This window comes from Pseudomonas sp. URIL14HWK12:I12 (assembly GCF_003097135.1).
GTDB lineage: Bacteria > Pseudomonadota > Gammaproteobacteria > Pseudomonadales > Pseudomonadaceae > Aquipseudomonas.
In genome coordinates this window covers 365,531-383,809 of the sequence record NZ_QEQL01000001.1, presented here as the reverse complement: position 1 = coordinate 383,809, position 18,279 = coordinate 365,531, and the positions used below count along the sequence as shown (strand labels likewise).

The 18,279-nt window shown below is 60.7% G+C and carries 16 protein-coding genes; 15 read left to right on the top strand and 1 reads right to left on the bottom strand.

What is annotated here, in order from left to right:
- The first annotated feature begins 77 nt into the window (after positions 1-77).
- Positions 78-1,418: an aromatic acid/H+ symport family MFS transporter gene (locus F474_RS01720; RefSeq protein WP_097086848.1), complete on the top strand. Its 1,341-nt coding sequence runs from the start codon at positions 78-80 to the stop codon at positions 1,416-1,418.
- Positions 1,419-1,475: 57 nt separating this feature from the next.
- Positions 1,476-2,747 (top strand): gallate dioxygenase, encoded by a 1,272-nt coding sequence (locus F474_RS01715; protein ID WP_097086846.1) that lies wholly within the window; start codon positions 1,476-1,478, stop codon positions 2,745-2,747.
- On the opposite strand, the gene F474_RS01710 is transcribed toward F474_RS01715, so the two are convergent.
- Entirely contained in the window at positions 2,744-3,946 is a 1,203-nt protein-coding gene (locus F474_RS01710; protein WP_097086843.1) for a LysR family transcriptional regulator, read from the bottom strand. The genes F474_RS01715 and F474_RS01710 overlap by 4 nt on opposite strands.
- A 125-nt stretch (positions 3,947-4,071) precedes the next feature.
- On the opposite strand from F474_RS01710, the gene galB reads away from it, so the two are divergent.
- The 13 genes from galB (at position 4,072) to F474_RS01640 (ending at position 18,143) form a co-directional block, all read left to right on the top strand.
- Complete coding sequence (gene galB, locus F474_RS01705; protein WP_097086841.1) at positions 4,072-4,809, top strand: 4-oxalmesaconate hydratase; 738 nt, start codon at positions 4,072-4,074, stop codon at positions 4,807-4,809.
- Entirely contained in the window at positions 4,806-5,522 is a 717-nt protein-coding gene (locus F474_RS01700) for a 4-carboxy-4-hydroxy-2-oxoadipate aldolase/oxaloacetate decarboxylase (RefSeq protein WP_097086839.1), read from the top strand. The genes galB and F474_RS01700 overlap by 4 nt, the downstream gene beginning before the upstream one ends.
- A 3-nt stretch (positions 5,523-5,525) precedes the next feature.
- Entirely contained in the window at positions 5,526-6,638 is a 1,113-nt protein-coding gene (locus F474_RS01695) for a 4-oxalomesaconate tautomerase (protein WP_097086837.1), read from the top strand.
- Between the two features lie 667 nt (positions 6,639-7,305).
- Positions 7,306-8,538 (top strand): ABC transporter substrate-binding protein, encoded by a 1,233-nt coding sequence (locus F474_RS01685; protein ID WP_256582770.1) that lies wholly within the window; start codon positions 7,306-7,308, stop codon positions 8,536-8,538.
- Positions 8,539-8,548: 10 nt separating this feature from the next.
- Entirely contained in the window at positions 8,549-9,418 is an 870-nt protein-coding gene (locus tag F474_RS01680) for a branched-chain amino acid ABC transporter permease (protein WP_097086833.1), read from the top strand.
- Entirely contained in the window at positions 9,418-10,443 is a 1,026-nt protein-coding gene (locus F474_RS01675; protein ID WP_097086831.1) for a branched-chain amino acid ABC transporter permease, read from the top strand. Before F474_RS01680 ends, F474_RS01675 begins: the two co-directional genes overlap by 1 nt.
- Entirely contained in the window at positions 10,440-11,162 is a 723-nt protein-coding gene (locus tag F474_RS01670) for an ATP-binding cassette domain-containing protein (RefSeq protein WP_097086829.1), read from the top strand. The genes F474_RS01675 and F474_RS01670 overlap by 4 nt, the downstream gene beginning before the upstream one ends.
- On the top strand, positions 11,155-11,859 hold the full coding sequence (locus tag F474_RS01665; protein WP_097086827.1) for an ABC transporter ATP-binding protein: 705 nt from the start codon (positions 11,155-11,157) through the stop codon (positions 11,857-11,859). The genes F474_RS01670 and F474_RS01665 overlap by 8 nt, the downstream gene beginning before the upstream one ends.
- Positions 11,860-11,869: 10 nt before the next feature.
- Entirely contained in the window at positions 11,870-13,384 is a 1,515-nt protein-coding gene (locus tag F474_RS01660; RefSeq protein WP_097086825.1) for an amidase, read from the top strand.
- Entirely contained in the window at positions 13,381-14,505 is a 1,125-nt protein-coding gene (locus F474_RS01655) for a transporter substrate-binding domain-containing protein (protein WP_097086823.1), read from the top strand. Before F474_RS01660 ends, F474_RS01655 begins: the two co-directional genes overlap by 4 nt.
- A 16-nt stretch (positions 14,506-14,521) precedes the next feature.
- Complete coding sequence (locus F474_RS01650) at positions 14,522-15,124, top strand: ANTAR domain-containing response regulator (RefSeq protein WP_097086820.1); 603 nt, start codon at positions 14,522-14,524, stop codon at positions 15,122-15,124.
- A gap of 13 nt (positions 15,125-15,137) precedes the next feature.
- The gene (locus F474_RS01645) at positions 15,138-16,289 is read left to right on the top strand and encodes an iron-containing alcohol dehydrogenase (RefSeq protein ID WP_097086818.1); all 1,152 of its coding nucleotides are present in this window, start codon (positions 15,138-15,140) and stop codon (positions 16,287-16,289) included.
- 468 nt (positions 16,290-16,757) lie between these two features.
- Positions 16,758-18,143, top strand: coding sequence for a GntP family permease (locus tag F474_RS01640; RefSeq protein ID WP_097086816.1), 1,386 nt, complete (start codon positions 16,758-16,760; stop codon positions 18,141-18,143).
- Positions 18,144-18,279 lie beyond the last annotated feature (136 nt).

Below are 18,279 nucleotides of genomic sequence, written 5' to 3'. Positions count from 1 at the left end.
TAATTTAAGCTTTGGCTTGAAACGCAAGCCCGGGCCGGCCTCGCTGATTCAGGCCTCAATAATAAAAAGGTAAATCCATGAACAGCTCTGCCGTGGACATCAAACAATGGATCGATGGACGCTCTGTTACACCCTATCAGTGGCTGATTCTGCTGCTGTGCTTCCTTATTGTTACATTTGACGGGCTAGATGCCGCGATCATGGGTTTCATCGCGCCAGCGGTCATCCAGGACTGGAATATTTCCCGGGCCGCCTTCGGGCCGATCATGGCAGCGGCAATGGTTGGGCTGGCGGTAGGTGCACTTGTATCGGGCCCTTATTCAGACCGTTTCGGGCGTCGACGTGTACTGCTCTTGTCCGTGGCTGCCTTTGGTATTTTCAGTGCGCTTAGTGCAGCCGCCAGTTCGCCGATGGGGTTGGCAACATTACGTTTTCTGACCGGACTAGGTTTGGGCGCGGCAATGCCGAACAGTACGACGCTTTTGTCGGAGTACATCCCCCAGCGCTTGCGAGGTTTGCTTATTACATTGATGTTCATGGGCTTCGGCCTGGGGTCGGCATCAGGGGGGTTCATTTCTGCGTGGATGGTGCCGCAACTGGGTTGGCACGCCGTGTTATTACTGGGGGGAGTTTTGCCACTGTTGCTGCTGCCGGTTCTCTACCTCCTGCTACCTGAATCGGTTGACCTGATGATCAATCGCGGATTTCCACGGCGTCGGGTCATGTCTGTGCTACGACGCATGGGAGGCTGCTTCCCCGACAACGTGATATTTGCCACAACGGCTGCCATCACCCAGAAAGCGGGAAACAAGGTGCAGCGCCTTTTTGAACCCCAATATCGGGGTCGCACCCTGAGCTTGTGGTGCACCTATTTCATGGGGCTGGTGGTCATCTACCTGTTGACTGGCTGGATGCCGACCTTGATCAAAGATGCTGGCGTCAGCCTTGAGCGCGCGGCCATCATCACCGCTATGTTTCAGTTTGGTGGGCTGATCGGCATCGTACTGGTCGGTGCCGCGATGGATCGATTCAACCCAAAAGCGATGATCGCCCTGGCCTATATCAGCGGTGCGCTGTGCATCTTTGCCCTCGGTTTTGTCGAAGTCGGAACCACTGCTTTGGGCGTGCTGGTATTCGCAGCCGGATTCTGTATCAACGGGGCTCAGACCGGGCTCAACGCTTTTGCGCCGGGACAGTACCCAACCGACTTTCGCGCCACTGGCGTGAGCTGGATGCTGGGCATCGGACGTACCGGGGGCATCCTTGCCTCGATGAGCGGCGGCGCTCTGTTGAGTCTGGGGCTACCCATGAATGTGATTTTCGCCGTGCTCGGCATTCCATCGATGCTGGCCGCTATCTCGATCATGGCAGGCCCTAAAGCCAACATGGGGCAGTTGAACGCTCAACTTGGCCATTAACAACTGTCGAGCGCGCAAAACGCGCTCGGTACCAACGTTTAATCATGGAGGCCTGACATGGCTCGAATAATCGGCGGATTAGCCGTCTCACATACGCCGACCATCGGCTTCGCCGTCGATCATGACAAGCAGGAAGAGGCAGCATGGGCGCCCATTTTTGAAAGCTTCAAGCCCATCAAAAACTGGTTGGCTGACAAAAAGCCCGACGTGCTTTTTTACATCTTCAACGATCACGTCACATCATTTTTCTTCGATCACTACTCCGCTTTCGCACTGGGGGTGGACGAGCGCTACGAAGTTGCTGACGAAGGCGGTGGCAAGCGCGACCTTCCGGCAATCGGCGGTCATTCTGCATTGTCGCGACACATCGGCAACAGTCTGATGGCAGACGAATTCGACATGTCATTCTTTCGCGACAAGCCAGTCGACCACGGTCTGTTTTCGCCTATGTCCGCGCTCATGCCTTTCAAAGAAGGTTGGCCTGTAGACGTGGTGCCTCTGCAAGTGGGCGTGCTGCAGTTTCCGATACCGTCAGCAAAGAGGTGTTACAACCTTGGGAAGGCACTGCGGCGCGCCATAGAAAGCTACCCTGACGACTTGGACGTCGCGATAGTGGCAACGGGTGGCGTTTCGCATCAGGTGCACGGTGAACGCTGCGGTTTCAATAACCCTGAATGGGACGAGCAATTTGTCGATCTGTTTGTTAACGATCCCGAGCGTCTCACCGAAATCACACTGGCCGAATACGCCACGTTAGGCGGCATGGAAGGTTCGGAGGTCATTACGTGGCTTATTATGCGCGGCGCCTTGTCGGCCAACGTCCATGTTCTGCATAAAGATTACTATTTGCCGTCAATGACAGGGATTGCGACGCTGCTTCTGGAAAACCGGTCTCGTGACGTCCCGGTTGACGTCCTGCAGCGTCATCGCGCTCACATCAACCATCAATTGGCAGGCGTGGAAAAGCTCGAGGGCACTTACCCGTTCACTCTGGAACGCAGCCACCAGGCTTATCGACTCAATCGGTTCCTTCACAACCTCATCGATCCGTCCTGGCGCGCGCAATTCCTGCGGGATCCTCAGCTATTGTTTGACGAGCATCAATTAACGGAAGAAGAGCAGCAATTGCTTCAAGCTCGAGATTGGCGCGGTTTGATTCAATACGGCGTGATTTTCTTTTTGCTGGAGAAGCTCGGCGCTGTCGTTGGTGTATCAAATCTGCACATTTATTCAGCGATGAAGGGCATGTCCCTGGAGGAGTTCCAGAAAACCCGCAATCAGCAGGTTACTTACTCGGTGGCCGGGCGGCAGCCCGCCATCGCGACCTAACCCCCTTCCAGGACCTCTTGGGTGACTTCACGGATTTTTTTGATGAGCGCTTCGGCGGCGGGAGAATGCAGGCCATTGGTTCGGTATATAAGCCCAATGGAACGGTGAGTGTCCTGCAATTTTAGATCCAGCCGTTGAAGTTCACCCGAAGCAATCTCGTATTCCAACTGGTGTTCTGAAACGATCGCCAGCATGTCCGAGCGCATAAGCAGCCCCCTGATAATCGCCATATCGCCCGTCTCCACGACGGGCTCCGGTGCTTTACGTCCGAGTCCAGCGAAATGGGTTTCCAGCAATAGCCTGGCAGGGGTGTCGGCGCGTGGAAGCACCAATCTCGCGCTGGCAAGATCATCAAGGGTAACGGCACGGCCCAGCCAAGGGTGACCGCGGCCAGCGAGGATAACCATCTCCTCGGTAATCAATTTTTCGCCGAATAAGTCGCTCGCGTAATCCTGCCCTCGCAGCGCTCCAAAGACGAAATCCACATCTCCGGCGCGTAATTCTAATGCCAGCAAGTTGAAGGGACTTTCGTTCGTGGCGATTCGAACCCCGGGATGGTCGACCAGCAGCCGCACGAAAGCCTGCGGTAGAATGCGTGTGCGTCCCAAAGGCAGCGCTCCCACAGTGACCAAGCCTTGCAGCGAGCCCTTGATCATTGCTACATCAGCCCGAATATGGCGCAAATCGTTCAACGCCCGGCGTATCGGATAGAGGATCTCAGTACTCGCTCGTGTGGGTCGAAGGCCTCTCGCGGTTCTTTCGAACAAAGGCTTACCCGCGCCGTTCTCGAGTATTTTCAGTGCAGCGCTGATGGCAGGCTGCGTGAGATTAAACGACCGTGCGACCGTCTGCATGTGCTGTGTTTCGCATAACTTCACAAAAATCTGCAGGCGGCGGGTGTTCAGAAGATACAACGGTTCATGAGGCGCATGGCCGATCATCGTGGGAATTGATTCGAGTTCGACCATGACCCTTCGCGCCCGAGGCAGAATGGCTTTGCCATAGGGGGTGAGCAGCATGCCGCTGGCGTGCCGTTCAAACAGCGGAACGGTGAGGCTTTGTTCGAGATCGCGGATCGCGCGAGTCACCACCGATTGCGCACGGAGCAATCCATCGGATGCCCGCGACACGCTTCCCTCGTCGGCGATGCGAATGAACGCACGGATCTGCATCAAATGTGGAAGCGCTATCTCAGGCATCGCCGCCTCACTGCTTTAAGAATTCCCAATAAAGAAAACGTATGGGTACACCAGCCTTACGCATTAGTCCCTTCTTGGCAAGCCTGTCAGCATCGGTAGAAACCAATAAGGGAGCCTGCCCCGTCATGAACAGCCCATTGCAAAAATCCGCGCTGGTTGTCAGCGCCCACTCCGCAGACTTCGTCTGGCGCGCCGGTGGAGCCATCGCGCTGCACGCTTCACAAGGTTACGCCATGCACATCGTGTGCTTGTCGTTTGGCGAACGAGGCGAATCCGCGAAGCTTTGGCGCAAAGGCGAGATGACGGAGAGCAAGGTCAAGGCCGCACGACGCGAAGAAGCGCAAGCGGCAGCTGACATTCTGGGTGCTAGCGTCGAGTTCTTCGACATCGGCGACTACCCGATGCGAGCCGATACTGACACCCTGTTCCGCCTGGCCGATGTGTTTCGCAAGGTACAGCCGGAGTTTGTCTTGAGTCACTCGCTCAAAGACCCTTACAACTACGATCATCCGCTGGCGATCCATCTGGCCCAGGAAGCGCGGATCATTGCCCAGGCTGAAGGCTACAAGCCCGGCGAGAAAATCGTAGGCGCTCCTCCCGTCTACAGTTTTGAGCCGCACCAGCCAGAGCAATGCGAGTGGAAGCCCGATGTGCTGCTGGATATCACGTCGGTGTGGGGCAAGAAATACGCTGCGATCCAGTGCATGGCCGGCCAGGAGCACCTCTGGGAGTACTACACCCGGGTGGCGTTACAGCGTGGCGTGCAAGCCAAGCGCAACATCGGCATCACGGCTGCCAAAGACATCATCTACGGTGAGGGTTATCAAAGCATCTTCCCCCGTGTCACGGAGAGCCTGGGATGAGCAATCTGGTAGGCAAGACTGGCATAGTCGTGCGTAACATCGAGCGAGGCGACGCGACGCTTATAGATGAGCTCACTCGCTATGGTGTGGCTACGGTTCACGAAGCGCAGGGCCGCAAAGGCCTCCTTGCGTCAGAGATTCGCCCGGTTCAGCACGATATCGCCATGAGCGGATCGGCCGTCACGGTGCTCGTCGCTCCCGGCGATAACTGGATGTTCCATGTGGCCGTTGAGCAATGCACGCCCGGGGACGTGCTGGTCGTGACGCCAAGTTCACCCTGCACCGACGGTTTCTTCGGAGATCTTCTCGCAACCTCGCTTCAGGCTCGCGGTGTTCGTGGTTTGATCATCGATGGAGGTGTTCGAGATACCCGAACATTGCGTGAAATGGGCTTCCACGTCTGGTCTCGATCCGTCCACGCACAGGGAACGATCAAGGAAACGCTGGGGTCGGTGAACATTCCCGTGGTCTGCGCCGGGCAACTGGTCAATCCAGGTGACGTGGTGCTGGCGGATGATGACGGTGTGGTCATCGTACGCCGGGAGCAATTGCAGCGTGTCGTGGAGAGCAGCCGCAAACGAGCCGACCTCGAGGAGCAAAAACGTCTGCGCCTGGCCGCAGGTGAGCTAGGGCTCGATATCTATAACATGCGTGAAAAGCTGGCGGAGAAAGGCCTCAAGTATTTCGACAATGTTGAGCAACTGGAGGATTGATTCATGGCTCAAGCCCGTATCCCCTGCATGCTGATTCGTGGCGGCACCTCCAAGGGCGCTTACTTCCTGGCAGACGATTTGCCGGCTGACGCACAAGTGCGTGACCAGGTGCTGCTGGCTGCCATGGGTTCACCTGACGTCCGGCAGATCGATGGGATTGGCGGTGCTGATTCGTTAACAAGCAAAGTGGCGATCATCCGTCGCTCCCGTCGTCCCGGTGTGGACGTCGACTATTTGTTCGCCCAGGTGGCTGTGGGGGAGGCACGCGTCGATTACGGGCAAAACTGCGGCAACATTCTTTCCGGCGTGGGCCCATTTGCCATCGAGCGCGGGCTGATGGCCATTCAAGGAGAACGGACTGCGGTCAGAATTTTCATGGAAAACACAGGGCAGACGGCAACCGCGATCATTCAAACGCAAGACGATGCTGTGAACTACGACGGCGAGATCAGGATCGATGGCGTTCCGGGGACAGCAGCGCCGGTCGTTGTCGAGTTTGACGATATTGCGGGTTCAAGCTGTGGGGCACTGCTGCCCACCGGTAACCCTGCTGATCGGTTGGGCGGCGTTCAGGTTACTTGCATCGACAATGGCATGCCTGTAGTGCTCATCCGTGCAGCCGATTTGGGCTGTACTGGCTATGAAACCTGTGCAGCCCTGGACGCCAACGCCGATCTGAAACGCCGCATCGAGGTTATTCGGCTGGAGGCTGGCATCCAGATGAACCTGGGTGATGTTACTCTGCGTACAGTCCCTAAAATGGTCCTGATAGCGCCTCCCGTTGCCGGAGGCGCCATCAGTAGCCGCAGCTTCATCCCGCATAAATGTCATGTTTCCATCGGCGTGTTCGGCGCTGTCAGCGTTGCGTCCGCCTGCCTGATCAAGGGCACGGTTGCTGAGGCAATGGCTTGCACGAACGATCAGGACGAGCAGCAGCTGTCGGTCGAACACCCAACGGGCGAATTTAGTGTGCGCTTGCGTCTGGACAACGGCCAGCTCGCTGGTTGCGGACTGGTGAGAACCGCTCGATTGTTGTTTGATGGCCATGTGTACGTGCGCCAATCGGTGTTCAGTACTGCATTTGCGAATGAAACCGTTGAACCAGCGTCGATCTGATCCAACGCTGCGTAACACCCCTGTGGGCAGTCACCCTCCCCCAACACTGATGAATTGCCCAAAAGATTCAGTTTCCTTACCGTAACTCCGCCAACGACGGATTTCCCGGCACCCCTCCCCTGGTCTGCTATCTCCCGAATGGTTTTGGTCTGTTCGACGCTGGCGGAAATGTCTGAGAGCTGACCCAAAGCGGTTACCTCCCAGGTCATGACGCCCAGCTCCCGGCATCGAGGCGCAGCGCGCCTGGGCTGGATGTCACCCGTGCCCAAAACCTGGGCACGGAGTGCTTCATTACTACCCACATCGCAACCCTTGATGCCAGGGCGAAGAAGCTAGGTTGTAAAAATAGTCCTATAAATCATAAGCATAGGTTTTGTGGCCTAGAAATTGCTGCCCCGTGAGCACCGCACCTAGCGGTTTTCGTTTCCCCCATCTTCTGCGGATGGGCGACCCAACCCCAACGATGCGGTTGGCGTCTCCAAGTGAAGCGACTCACATATCCAGCCGACAGCGCCGTCGGTAAATGAAAGCAGGCCCCCTTCCCCGCCTGCATTTCTTCCAGACCTTCCCCATTCCTCGCCGCCCCTCGTGCCGTGCCAGCCTGGCTTCTGGCCTGTTCGGGGCGTGTTGGATGCCAGGTCCGGTTTCAGGAGTCTTCCGAATGGCTATGAATCGTCGAACTTTCCTGCGCACGTCTGCAATTTCCGCAGCGGCATTGTCCACCTTGAGCCTCAAGAGTTTCTCGGCGTTTGCCGCCGACGGCGCGATCAATGTCGCCTCGCTGTACGACAGCTCCGGTGGCCTCGACATCTACGGCAAACCCATCGTCGACGCTTTGACCTTCGCTGTCGAGGAGCTCAACGGTGCCGGCGGCCTGCTCGGCCGCCCGTTGAACCTGATCAAATACGACACCCAGTCGAACATGCAGCTGTACGCACAATACGCCCAGCAGGCAGCACTGAAGGATCGCGCAGCGGTGGTGCACGCCGGTATCACGTCTGCATCGCGGGAAGTGGTGCGTCCAGTGCTGGACCGTTACAAGACGCTCTATTTCTATAACAACCAATACGAAGGCGGTGTGTGTGACCGCAATTTCTTCGGCACCGGTGTCACTCCCGGCCAGACCGTAGAGAAGCTGGTATCCCATGTCACCAAGAAGTGGGGCAAAAAGGTTTACATCGTTGCGGCAGACTACAACTACGGGCAGATCGTCACCGCCTGGGTGAAGAAGTACGTCGAGCAAGCGGGCGGCGAGAGCGTTGGCATCGAGTTCTTCCCTCTGGATGTGACCAACTTCGGCGCGACCATCTCGAAGATCCAGGAAGCCAAGCCGGACTTCGTCTGGTCGGCGCTGGTGGGTGGGGCGCACATGTCGTTCTATCGCCAATGGAAAGCCGCAGGCATGACCGGCAAGCTGCCGATCGCTTCCACCACCTTCGCCGGGGGTAACGAGCATATCGTGCTGTCGCCTGAGGAGTGCAACGGCATCCTGATCTGCCAGAACTATGTGCAGGAACTGGCCACGGCGCAGAACCAGGCGTTCGTAGAGCGCTTCCACAAGCGCTTCGGCGCGGACTATCCGTACATCACCGAGCTGGCCATGGGTGCTTACCAAGGCATGATGCTGTGGGCCGAGGGTGTACGCCAGGCCGGCACCGTAGACCGCATGGCCGTGACCGAGGCGCTGGAAAAAGGCATCAGCCTGGACATGCCCAGCGGCAAGGTCAGCATTGACCCGGCGACCCACCACTGTGTGCTCGATGTGCACATCGCCGAAGTTCGCGATCGCCGCCTGGAGGTGGTCGAAAGCTTCGCCCAGCAGGCGCCTTCCGACACCGCCGCAGTCTGCGACCTGGTGAAGAACCCGCGCGACGCCAAACAATACAGCATCGCGCTGTAAGGAGGCCGACATGGATTGGGCCGCCATTTTTTCCCTGCAAATCGTGGGCGCCATCGCCACGCTGGTGCTGTTGAGCATTGGCCTGTCGGTGGTGTTCGGGATGATGAAAATCATCAACCTCGCCCACGGTGAATTCATGATGCTCGGCGGTTACGTCGCCGTGCTTGCCACCCATAACCTGCACGTACCGATCTGGATTTCGATCCTGGTGTTGGCCCCCTTGAGCGTGGGCCTGTTTGGCATGCTGGTGGAGCGCCTGCTGGTGCGGCACCTGTATGGCCGGATGATCGACACCATGCTCGCCACCTGGGGCCTGAGCCTGGCACTGACCGGAGCCGCCACTATGCTGTTCGGCAACACCACGGTGGGTATCAGCTCACCGCTACCGGGCATCACCGTGGGCGCTTATCAAACCAGTGGCTACGGCCTGTTCGTGATCGCCGTGGCGGTGGCCGTGCTGCTGGGGATGTGGGCGCTGCTGCGGTTTACCCATTTCGGCCTGTGCGCCCGCGCCACCATGCAGAACGCCAAGATGGCCGCGGCGCTGGGGGCCAACCCGGGGCGCATCTACAGCCTGACCTTTGGCCTGGGCGCAGCGCTCGCGGGCCTGGGCGGTGCCGTGCTGGCGCCGCTCACCGGGGTGATTCCAACCCTGGGCGCCAGCTATATCGCCAAGGCTTTCATCACCGTGATCGGCGGCGGGAGCGCAGTGATCACCGGCACCCTCACTGCTGCCGGTGGCTTCGGCGTGATCAGCCAGCTAGTGACGTTCTTCAGCACCCCGGTGTTCGGTGAAGTGGCGTTGCTGCTGGCGGCCATTGTGCTGATTCGTGTATTGCCCCAGGGCATTACCGGTCGATTCTTTCGGAGGGCGTTCTGATGCCTGTTGATACCCGCACCCTGTTACCGGTGCTCGGCAGCGTCGTGGCCGCGCTTCTGGTAGCGGTCCTGCCGCAGTGGCTGGACCTGTTCAGCTTGCTGTCTCTGACCATCTACCTGGTGATGGCGCTGCTCGCCTTGAGCCTGGCGTTCATCTGGGGCTTTGGCGGCATCCTGTGTTTTGGCCAGGCGGCGTTTTTCGGCCTGGGGGCCTATGCATATGCCATCGGCGTGCTGAACATCGGCGACAGCACCTGGCCGGTGCTGCTGGCCATCGCGGTGCCCGCCTTGCTCGCCGCTGCCATGGGTTATTTCATGTTCTATGGCGGCATCAGCGACGTGTACCTGGGGGTGATCACGCTGGCGGTCACGCTGATCCTGTTCAACGTGATGAACTCAACCTCAGGCGCTGAATACCACATCGGCAGCGCGCTGCTTGGCGGGTTCAACGGCATTCCGGCGATTCCCACGCTCAACATGCCATTCGACCCTGAGCGCGTGCTGGACCCGGAAACCCTGTTCCAGGTAATCGGCGCGGCGTTGATCCTCTGCTACCTGGGGCTGCGCGCGCTACTGGCCAGCCGCTTCGGCAAAGTGGTGGTTGCCATCCGTGAGAACGAACAGCGCGCCGGTTTGCTCGGCTATGACACGCGCTTGCACAAATTGATCGTGTTCAGCCTGGGCGGCGGCATTGCCGGGCTTGCCGGTTGCCTGTTCGCCAACTGGGGCGCCTTTGTCAGCCCGGGTGTGTTCGGGCTGGCGCAATCGGCGCAGATCATCATCTGGGTCATCGTCGGTGGCCGTGGGACCCTGTTCGGGCCGATCCTGGCGTGCATCGGCATCCAGGCGCTGATGGCGCGCCTCGGTGAGCAGCAGCATGTCGACAGCGGTTTTGTGCTCGGCCTGATTCTGCTGGCATTCGTGATGTTGCTGCCCCGTGGCTTGCTGCCGACCTTGACCGGTTGGATAGCACGGGGGTTCCAACGCCGCCCACAACCGGCACCTGCACAGGAGCGCGCACTATGAGCCTGTTGCAAACCCAAGGCCTGGGCGTCAGCTTCGGTGGCGTTCACGCGGTCAAGGCGGTGGATTTCAACCTTGAGCGCGGCGAGCTGCGTTGCCTGATCGGCCCCAACGGCGCCGGCAAAAGCACCTTCTTCAAAATGCTCAGTGGCCAACTCAAGCCTACGCGCGGCGTCTGCCACTTCAAGGGGCAGCGTATTTCAGGATTGGCACCGCACCAGGTGGCGCGGCTCGGGATCGGTATCAAGACCCAGGCGCCGAGCGTCTTCGACGGCCTGGACGTGCTGGAAAACCTGCGCCTGGCCGCCAGCCGCCGGCAAGCACCCAGCCAAGCCCGCACCACCGCCGAGCAAACCCTGGAGCGCATCGGCCTGGTTGGCTTGCGCTCGCGCCTGGTGGGCGACCTGGCGCACGGCCAACGCCAATGGGTGGAACTGGGCATGATCCTCGCCTCGCGCCCGGAGCTGGTACTGCTGGACGAGCCCGCCGCCGGCATGACCTACCAGGAAGTGCGCAAGACCGCCGCGCTGATCAAGGAAATCAACGCCCACAGCACTGTCGTGGTGGTCGAGCACGACATGGAATTCATCCGCCTGATCGCAGGCACCGTCACCGTATTCAACCAAGGCGCGATCCTGGCTCAGGGCAGCTTTGCCGAAGTGACCCAAGACCCGGCTGTACGCGAAGCGTACTTGGGCAAGCAGGAGATCAAGCATGCTTGAAGTCATCGGTTTGTCCGCCGGTTATGGGCGTATTCCCGTGTTGCGAGACATCCACCTGCGCTGTGCCGACAACACCTGCGTCGGTGTGCTGGGCCGCAATGGCATGGGCAAAACCACCCTGCTGCGCGCGTTGATGGGCGAAATCCCCGCCATGGCCGGCAGCCTGCATTTTGCCGGCCAAGACCTGACCAAGGCCGCCGCCCACCAACGCGCCCGCGCCGGTATCGGCTATGTGCCGCAGGGGCGGCAGATTTTCCCCTACCTGAGCGTACGGGAAAATTTGCGCATGGGTTGCGTGAAGGACTTCGCCGCAGCCGATGCCACCATCGAGCGCATTCTCGCGTACTTCCCGCGCCTGCACCGCCTGCTCGACCAGCCCGGTGGGGCGTTGTCGGGCGGGGAGCAGCAATTGCTGGCCCTGGCCCGCTGCCTGTGCGGGCAACCGAACGTCATCCTGCTGGACGAGCCCACTGAAGGCATCCAGCCATCGATCTGCGACGAAATCATTGAAACCCTGCAGCGCCTGCGCGTGGAACAGAACCTGGGGGTGATCCTGGTGGAACAGGACATCGAATTTCTCAGTGCCCTTTCACAGCGCATTCTGATCATCGAAAACGGCCAACTGACAGACGAGGTCGAGCCGGCCGATACCAGTGCCGAGGCGATCGCGGAGCGCTTCATGGGCTTTCATGCATAAGGAACCTGCCATGTCTATTCAACGCCCTACCCTGGCTGATCTCACCGAGGTCGGCCACAGCCTCGGCCTGCAAATGGCCGAGCCGCTGCTCCACGAATACGCCAACATCCTCGAAGCCGTTTGGCAGGACTACGACCGCCTGGATGAGATTACCAGCCCGCCGCAGCCACCTCGCTACCCCCGCGGGCCTGGCGAGGTGCCGCAGCACAACCCCTACAACGCCTGGTACGTACGCACCGAGGTTCAGGGCGCGGCCACCGGCAAGTTGGCCGGCAAGCGTGTAGCACTCAAGGACAATATCTGCCTGGCCGGCGTGCCGATGATGAACGGTGCCTCGACCCTGCGCGGCTACGTGCCCGACATCGACGCCACCGTCGCCACCCGTGTGTTGGATGCTGCCGGGCAGATTCTGGGCAAGGCCCACTGCGAGTTCTTCTGTGTGTCGGGCAGCAGCCATACCAACGCCACGGGTGCGGTCCATAACCCGCGTAATCCGGGGCATTCCACCGGCGGTTCGTCGTCGGGCTGCGCGGCGCTGATCGCGGCCGGCGAAGTGGACCTGGGCATCGGCACCGACCAGGGCGGTTCGGTGCGCATTCCGGCGGCCTACTCCGGTATCTACGGCATGAAACCGACCCATGGCCTGATCCCCTACACCGGGATCATGCCCATCGAGATGACCCTGGACCACGCTGGCATCATGAGCGCCAACCTCGCCGACAACGCCCTGCTGCTCGAAGTGCTGGCCGGGGCCGATGGCCTTGACCCCCGGCAGGACCGCGTCGTGCCGACCCACGCCTACACCCAGGCATTGGGCAAAGGCTGCAAGGGCCTGCGCATCGGTGTGGTGCGAGAAGGCTTCGGGCATGCCAACAGTGAAGGTGATGTAGACGCCGCCGTGCGCCGTGCCGCCGCATTGTTCGAAGGCCTCGGGGCACAGGTGCAGGACATCTCGATACCGCTGCACGCCTTGGGCCACGCGATCTGGACGCCCATCGCGGTGGAGGGCACCACCCAATTGCTGCAAGGCTACAATTACGGCTCGAACTGGAAAGGCCTGTACGTAGAGAGCCTGATGAACGCCCAGCAGGGTTGGCAGGCTCAGGCTGGGCAATTCCCGCACGACCTGAAAACCTGCCTGCTGGCCGGTGAATACGCCTATGCGCGTTTTGGCGGCCAGTACTACGCCAAGGCCCAGAACGCCGCACGCCAACTGCGTGCGGCCTACGACCAGCAATTGCAGGACTTCGACGTCTTGCTGATGCCCACCGTGCCGCTCAAGGCGCCGAGATTGCCGGCGGCAGATGCTTCACCCAGCGAGTGGGTGCAGCGGGCCCTGGAGATGAATGCGAACACCGCGCCCTTCGACGTTACCGGCCACCCTGCCCTGTCCCTCCCGTGTGGGCTTGCCAGTGGCCTGCCAGTGGGCATGATGCTGATTGCGCGGGACTACGACGAAGCCACGCTGTACCAGGTCGCGCACGCTTTTGAACAACATATCGACTGGGAAAGCCTGATTTCATGAGTGCCTCTGACTACAAGGTCGGTTTGCTGTTTTCCGAGACGAGCCTGACCGCTGCCTCGGAAACCACCCAGGCCAACGCCACCCACCTGGCGATAGCCGAAGTCAACGCTGCCGGCGGCATCCATGGGCGGCCACTGGTGCCGGTGGACGGCCACCCCGGTGCGGAACCCTCGGACTACCGCGACAGCGCCGTGCGCCTGTGTGACGAACATCAGGTGCAGGTGCTGTTCGGCACCCACATGTCCAGCGCCCGAAAAGCGGTGTTGCCGGTGGTCGAAAGCCGCCGCCGGCTGCTGTTCTACCCCACGCTCTACGAGGGGTTCGAATACTCCCCCTGGTGTTACTACACCGGCTCAGCGCCCAACCAGAACTCCGTGCAGCTGGCGCAGTACGTACTGGCGCATTTCGGTAACCGCGTGCTGTTTGTCGGGGGCTCCTACGTATACCCGTTCGAGTCCAACCGCATCATGCGTGAGCTGTTCGAGCAGGCCGGTGGCGAAGTGGTGGATGAGATCTACCTGCCGTTCCACGCCACCGCCGAAGATTTCGAACGGATGATGCAACGGGCGCGTGCCACGGCGCCGGATGCGATCTACTCGACCATCGTTGGCAGTGATATCCCGGCCCTGCACCGTGCGTACCGCCAGGCCGGCTTCGACCCGGCACGCATGCCCATCGTCAGCCTTGCGACCAACGAGGTCGATGTGCTGCACATGAGCGATGAGGAAGCCGAGGGGCATGTATCGGCGGCGCCGTGGTTCTCCACCCTGGCCACCCCTGCCAGCCAGGCCTTCGTCGCCCGTTACCGGGCGCGCTTCGGTGACGCGGCGCCGCTGACGGCCGGCGGCGAGGCCGCGTACTTTCAGGTGCATCTGTTCGCCGAGGCCGCGCGCCGTGCCGAGGGCTCGTCCATCGAAGCGCTGCGCAAGGCCTTGGCGGGGGCGCAGTTCGCTGCACCCCAGGGGCGTGTGGAGATCGACCCGGACACCCAGCACACCTGGCTGTGGCCTCGCATCGCGCGCCTGGACCACCAGCGCCGTTTCGAGCTGATGGTGCAAAGCGAACAGCCGGTGAAGCCCAGCCCTTATATGGTCGATTACCAGCTGGATGTGCGGCCATGAACAGTGGGAGTGCAAGATGACCCAGGCACCTTCACTGTTGCGCGAGCTCAAGGGCCTGCGCGTGCTGGTGATTCACCCGGTGGATGCCGAGGCGCGCGTGGTGCTCGACCAGCTGCAGCGTATCGGCTGCATCGTCGAGCAATGCTGGCCGGTGCCTGCGCAGCTGCCGGCGCACACCGATGTGGTACTGCTCGCTGTGGAACTCAGCCAGCGCCTGAATACCCAGACGCTGGTGGAAGGCCTGAGCGAGCAGGCGCCGCCGATCATTGCCGTGGTGGGCTATGAGAACCCCTCGATGCTGCAACTGGTGCTCGAAACCCAGCCAGCGGCCGTGATCGAGCGCCCGCTGCGGCCATTTGGTTTGTTGACCCAGTTACTGATGGCCCGCGCTGCCTGGCGTGCGCGCATCGACATGCTGGCGCAATTACGCAAATTACAGACCCGGCAGCCGGCGGTGTCGAAGATCTCCATGGCCAAGGCCCTGCTCATGGCACGCCACCGCATCGGCGAAAACGATGCCCACCGGCGCCTGCAGCGCGATGCCATGGCCAGCCGCACGAGCATGGAAGCCGTGGCCCAGACGATCATCGACGCCGGCCTGCCCCCTCAAACAGAATAATCAGAGGTTGTTCATGCAAGCATTCAATTTCAGCACCACTGCTCATTTGATCTGCGCGAGCGGCGCGGCCGCCCAACTGGCTCAAGAGTGCGCCGCCCGTGGTGCGCGCAACGTATTGTTGGTCACCGACGCAGGTATCCTGCGCCACAACCTGCTGGAGTCGATCTTGCCCGGCTTCAGCGCTGCCGGGGTCAACCTTCAGGTGTACAGCGACGTGCTCGCCGACCCGGCCGAAGAGTTGGTGCTGGCGGCCACTGAACAGGCACGGGCAATGGGCGCCGACCTGATCGTCGGCTTTGGCGGCGGCAGCTCCATGGACACCGCCAAGCTCGTGGCCTACCTGGCCCACCCCGCGCAACGCCAGAGTTTGAGCGACATCTACGGCGTCAATCAGGCCAGCGGTGTACGCCTACCGTTGATTCAAGTGCCCACTACAGCCGGGACGGGGTCTGAAGTCACGCCGATTTCCATCGTCACTACCGCCACGGGTAAATCCGGCGTGGTCTCCCAGCAACTGCTGCCTGACCTGGCGATCCTCGACGCCCAATTGACCGTCGGCCTGCCCGGCCCCGTCACCGCCGCCACGGGCATCGATGCGATGGTGCACGCCATTGAGGCCTACACCAGCAAACTGCGTAAGAACCCAATCTCCGACCTGCTGGCTCGAGAGGCCCTGCGCCTGCTCAGCGCCCATCTGGAGCGTGCCGTGCGCGAACCGCAGGACCTTGAAGCACGCCAGGCCATGCTGTTGGGCGCCTGCCTGGCCGGCCAGGCGTTCGCCAACGCGCCGGTCGCAGCGGTGCATGCACTGGCTTACCCACTGGGCATCACCTTCCACCTGCCCCACGGGTTGTCCAATGCGCTGGTGCTTAACTCGGTGCTGGCCTTCAATCTGCCGCAGGCCCATTCCCTCTATGCCGAGCTCGCACCCTGCGTGTTAGGTAAGCGGCTACTGCCGGGTGACGCCGCCGCGCAACTGATCGAGGAGCTGCACCGCCTGCATGAGGCGGTCGGGCTGCCCATGCGTTTGCGCGACGCCGGGGTCACCCGGGAGAGCTTGCCCGAGCTTGCCCGCAGCGCAATGCAGCAGCAGCGGCTGCTGGTCAACAACCCACGGCCGGTGCTTGAGGCAGACGCGCTGGCGATTTATACCGCGGCGTATTGAGCGGTCGGCGCTGCGGTTTCCGGGGGCGCGTCACAGGTCAGTGACCCGCCCTCCTCCCTTTACACACAACCGCATCGACTGCGCCGCGTACCGCCACTTCAAAGTGCGACGGCCAGTAGCTTGCCACTGGCCCAGTCTCCCCTTGACACGCTCCCGCATGCCGGCAAATACTTTCGCGAGATTCATATAGATGACCATATAAAAAGGTGAATCGGTCAATGGTACGCCTCCTTGTACTACGCCTCTGGCGCCTCCATCGCCGTGATCGGGTGCGGCTCCCGCACACAGTCAGGTACCTACCGCCCCCCACCTGCTCCCCTTTCGTTTGTAGTGAGCACATCAGCGTTCAGTAACCCAAAGCTGCGTGCCCTACCGATATCAGCAAGCGTTTGGTTGCACCCTGTTCAAAACGCCGTAGAGCCCACTAGCCTCGGGTTGCCAGGCACTTAACTCATAAGGATAAGAATCATGACCCCCTTAGATATCCAGCTGCTGTTGACCGCGCTGGTCAGCGTGCTGGTACTCGTTGCCCTGATCGTGTCGCGCCTGAAGATGCACCCGCTATTGGCGCTGCTGGTCGTTTCCGTCGGTGTAGGCTTTGCCACCGGTATGGAGCCCGAAGGTATCGTTTCGCACTTGATCACCGGTGCCGGCAAGACGCTGGGCGCCGTTGGCGTCGTTATCGCTCTGGGGGCGATGCTGGGCAAGATTCTGGCCGACGCAGGCGTGACCGAACAAATCGCCGAAGTGATCCTCAAGCGTACCCCTGATCGCATGATCCCTTGGGCGATGATGGCCGTGGCGTTTGTCATTGGCATTCCGATGTTCTTCGAGGTCGGTTTGGTGATCATGCTTCCGCTGATATTCAGCGTCGCGCGAAAACTGGAGAGCCAGTCTCGATTCAAGGGTTCGGCGTATGTCTATGTAGGTGTTCCGGTCATCTCGGCACTGGCGGCCATGCACGGTATGGTTCCACCCCACCCGGGCCCTCTGACGGCCATTGCGGCCCTAAAGACGGCAGTGGGGCCAACGATGCTCTATGGGTTCCTTGCGGCCATACCCGCCATGATCCTGGGCGGGCCGCTGTACGGTGCATTCATTTCGCCGCGGATGAGCACTCGCCCGGACCAAGCGTTGCTGGACCAGTTCACCCTGGCTGAGAAAAGTGATGACCGCACTCGCCCCAGCGTATGGCTTGGTGTATTCGCCGCATTGATGCCGGCCATCCTGATGCTGGTTCATGCCGTCGCTGAAATGGTGCTGCCCAAGGGCGATGCAATCTTGAAAGTGGCCAGTTTCCTGGGCAACCCTCTCATTGCGATGCTGCTGGGCGTGCTGTTTGCTGGGGCCGCCCTGATGCTCGGCCGAGGCGGCGATGCCGAGAAATTGCGCGATGGCCTGGGCAAAAGCCTTAAGCCGATCGCTTCGATCATCATGATCATTGCCGGGGGCGGAGCCTTTCAGGAGCTGTTGACCAGCGCCAAGGTGGGGGATGCCATCGTGCACCTGACGCAACAGTCTGCCTTTCCTCCCCTCATCCTGGGGTGGCTGATCGCGATGCTGCTCTCGGTATCTACCGGTTCCGCCACAGTGGGTATCGTAGGCGCCGCAGGCTTGCTGGCACCGCTTGCAGGTGCTGACCCCAGCCTCAACCTGCCGCTGCTTGCGCTGTCGATCGGCTGCGGTTCGTTGTTCTTCAACTATGCAAACCACGCCGGCTTTTGGATGGTGAAAGAGTCCTTCGGGATGAGTATGGGAGAAGCGACCAAGACCATCTCGGTGGTCCAATCCATCGTGGCGGTCGTCGGGCTGATCGTGGTTCTGATCCTCAACGCTTTTGTGGCGGTGAGCTGACGCTCAATGCGCACCTGAAAGCGTGCCACAGCGATCGGGCAGTGAGGCCTGTGCCCGCTGCCCGCACCACTGTTCAGCTGGCCCCGCCCTGCCCGCGTTGCTCCGCTAGCGCGGGCTTGCTGGCGAGGCCTTTGGT

Bases quoted from the DNA above. Each gene is read 5' to 3' on its own strand.
- F474_RS01670 (WP_097086829.1), top strand. From the start codon at position 10,440: ATGAGCCTGTTGCAAACCCAAGGCCTGGGCGTCAGCTTCGGTGGCGTT.
- F474_RS01650 (WP_097086820.1), top strand. From the start codon at position 14,522: ATGACCCAGGCACCTTCACTGTTGCGCGAGCTCAAGGGCCTGCGCGTG.
- galB (WP_097086841.1), top strand. From the start codon at position 4,072: ATGAACAGCCCATTGCAAAAATCCGCGCTGGTTGTCAGCGCCCACTCC.
- F474_RS01685 (WP_256582770.1), top strand. From the start codon at position 7,306: ATGAATCGTCGAACTTTCCTGCGCACGTCTGCAATTTCCGCAGCGGCA.
- F474_RS01660 (WP_097086825.1), top strand. From the start codon at position 11,870: ATGTCTATTCAACGCCCTACCCTGGCTGATCTCACCGAGGTCGGCCAC.
- F474_RS01640 (WP_097086816.1), top strand. From the start codon at position 16,758: ATGACCCCCTTAGATATCCAGCTGCTGTTGACCGCGCTGGTCAGCGTG.
- F474_RS01695 (WP_097086837.1), top strand. From the start codon at position 5,526: ATGGCTCAAGCCCGTATCCCCTGCATGCTGATTCGTGGCGGCACCTCC.
- F474_RS01720 (WP_097086848.1), top strand. From the start codon at position 78: ATGAACAGCTCTGCCGTGGACATCAAACAATGGATCGATGGACGCTCT.
- F474_RS01675 (WP_097086831.1), top strand. From the start codon at position 9,418: ATGCCTGTTGATACCCGCACCCTGTTACCGGTGCTCGGCAGCGTCGTG.
- F474_RS01680 (WP_097086833.1), top strand. From the start codon at position 8,549: ATGGATTGGGCCGCCATTTTTTCCCTGCAAATCGTGGGCGCCATCGCC.
- F474_RS01700 (WP_097086839.1), top strand. From the start codon at position 4,806: ATGAGCAATCTGGTAGGCAAGACTGGCATAGTCGTGCGTAACATCGAG.
- F474_RS01655 (WP_097086823.1), top strand. From the start codon at position 13,381: ATGAGTGCCTCTGACTACAAGGTCGGTTTGCTGTTTTCCGAGACGAGC.
- F474_RS01665 (WP_097086827.1), top strand. From the start codon at position 11,155: ATGCTTGAAGTCATCGGTTTGTCCGCCGGTTATGGGCGTATTCCCGTG.
- F474_RS01710 (WP_097086843.1), bottom strand. From the start codon at position 3,946: ATGCCTGAGATAGCGCTTCCACATTTGATGCAGATCCGTGCGTTCATT.
- F474_RS01715 (WP_097086846.1), top strand. From the start codon at position 1,476: ATGGCTCGAATAATCGGCGGATTAGCCGTCTCACATACGCCGACCATC.
- F474_RS01645 (WP_097086818.1), top strand. From the start codon at position 15,138: ATGCAAGCATTCAATTTCAGCACCACTGCTCATTTGATCTGCGCGAGC.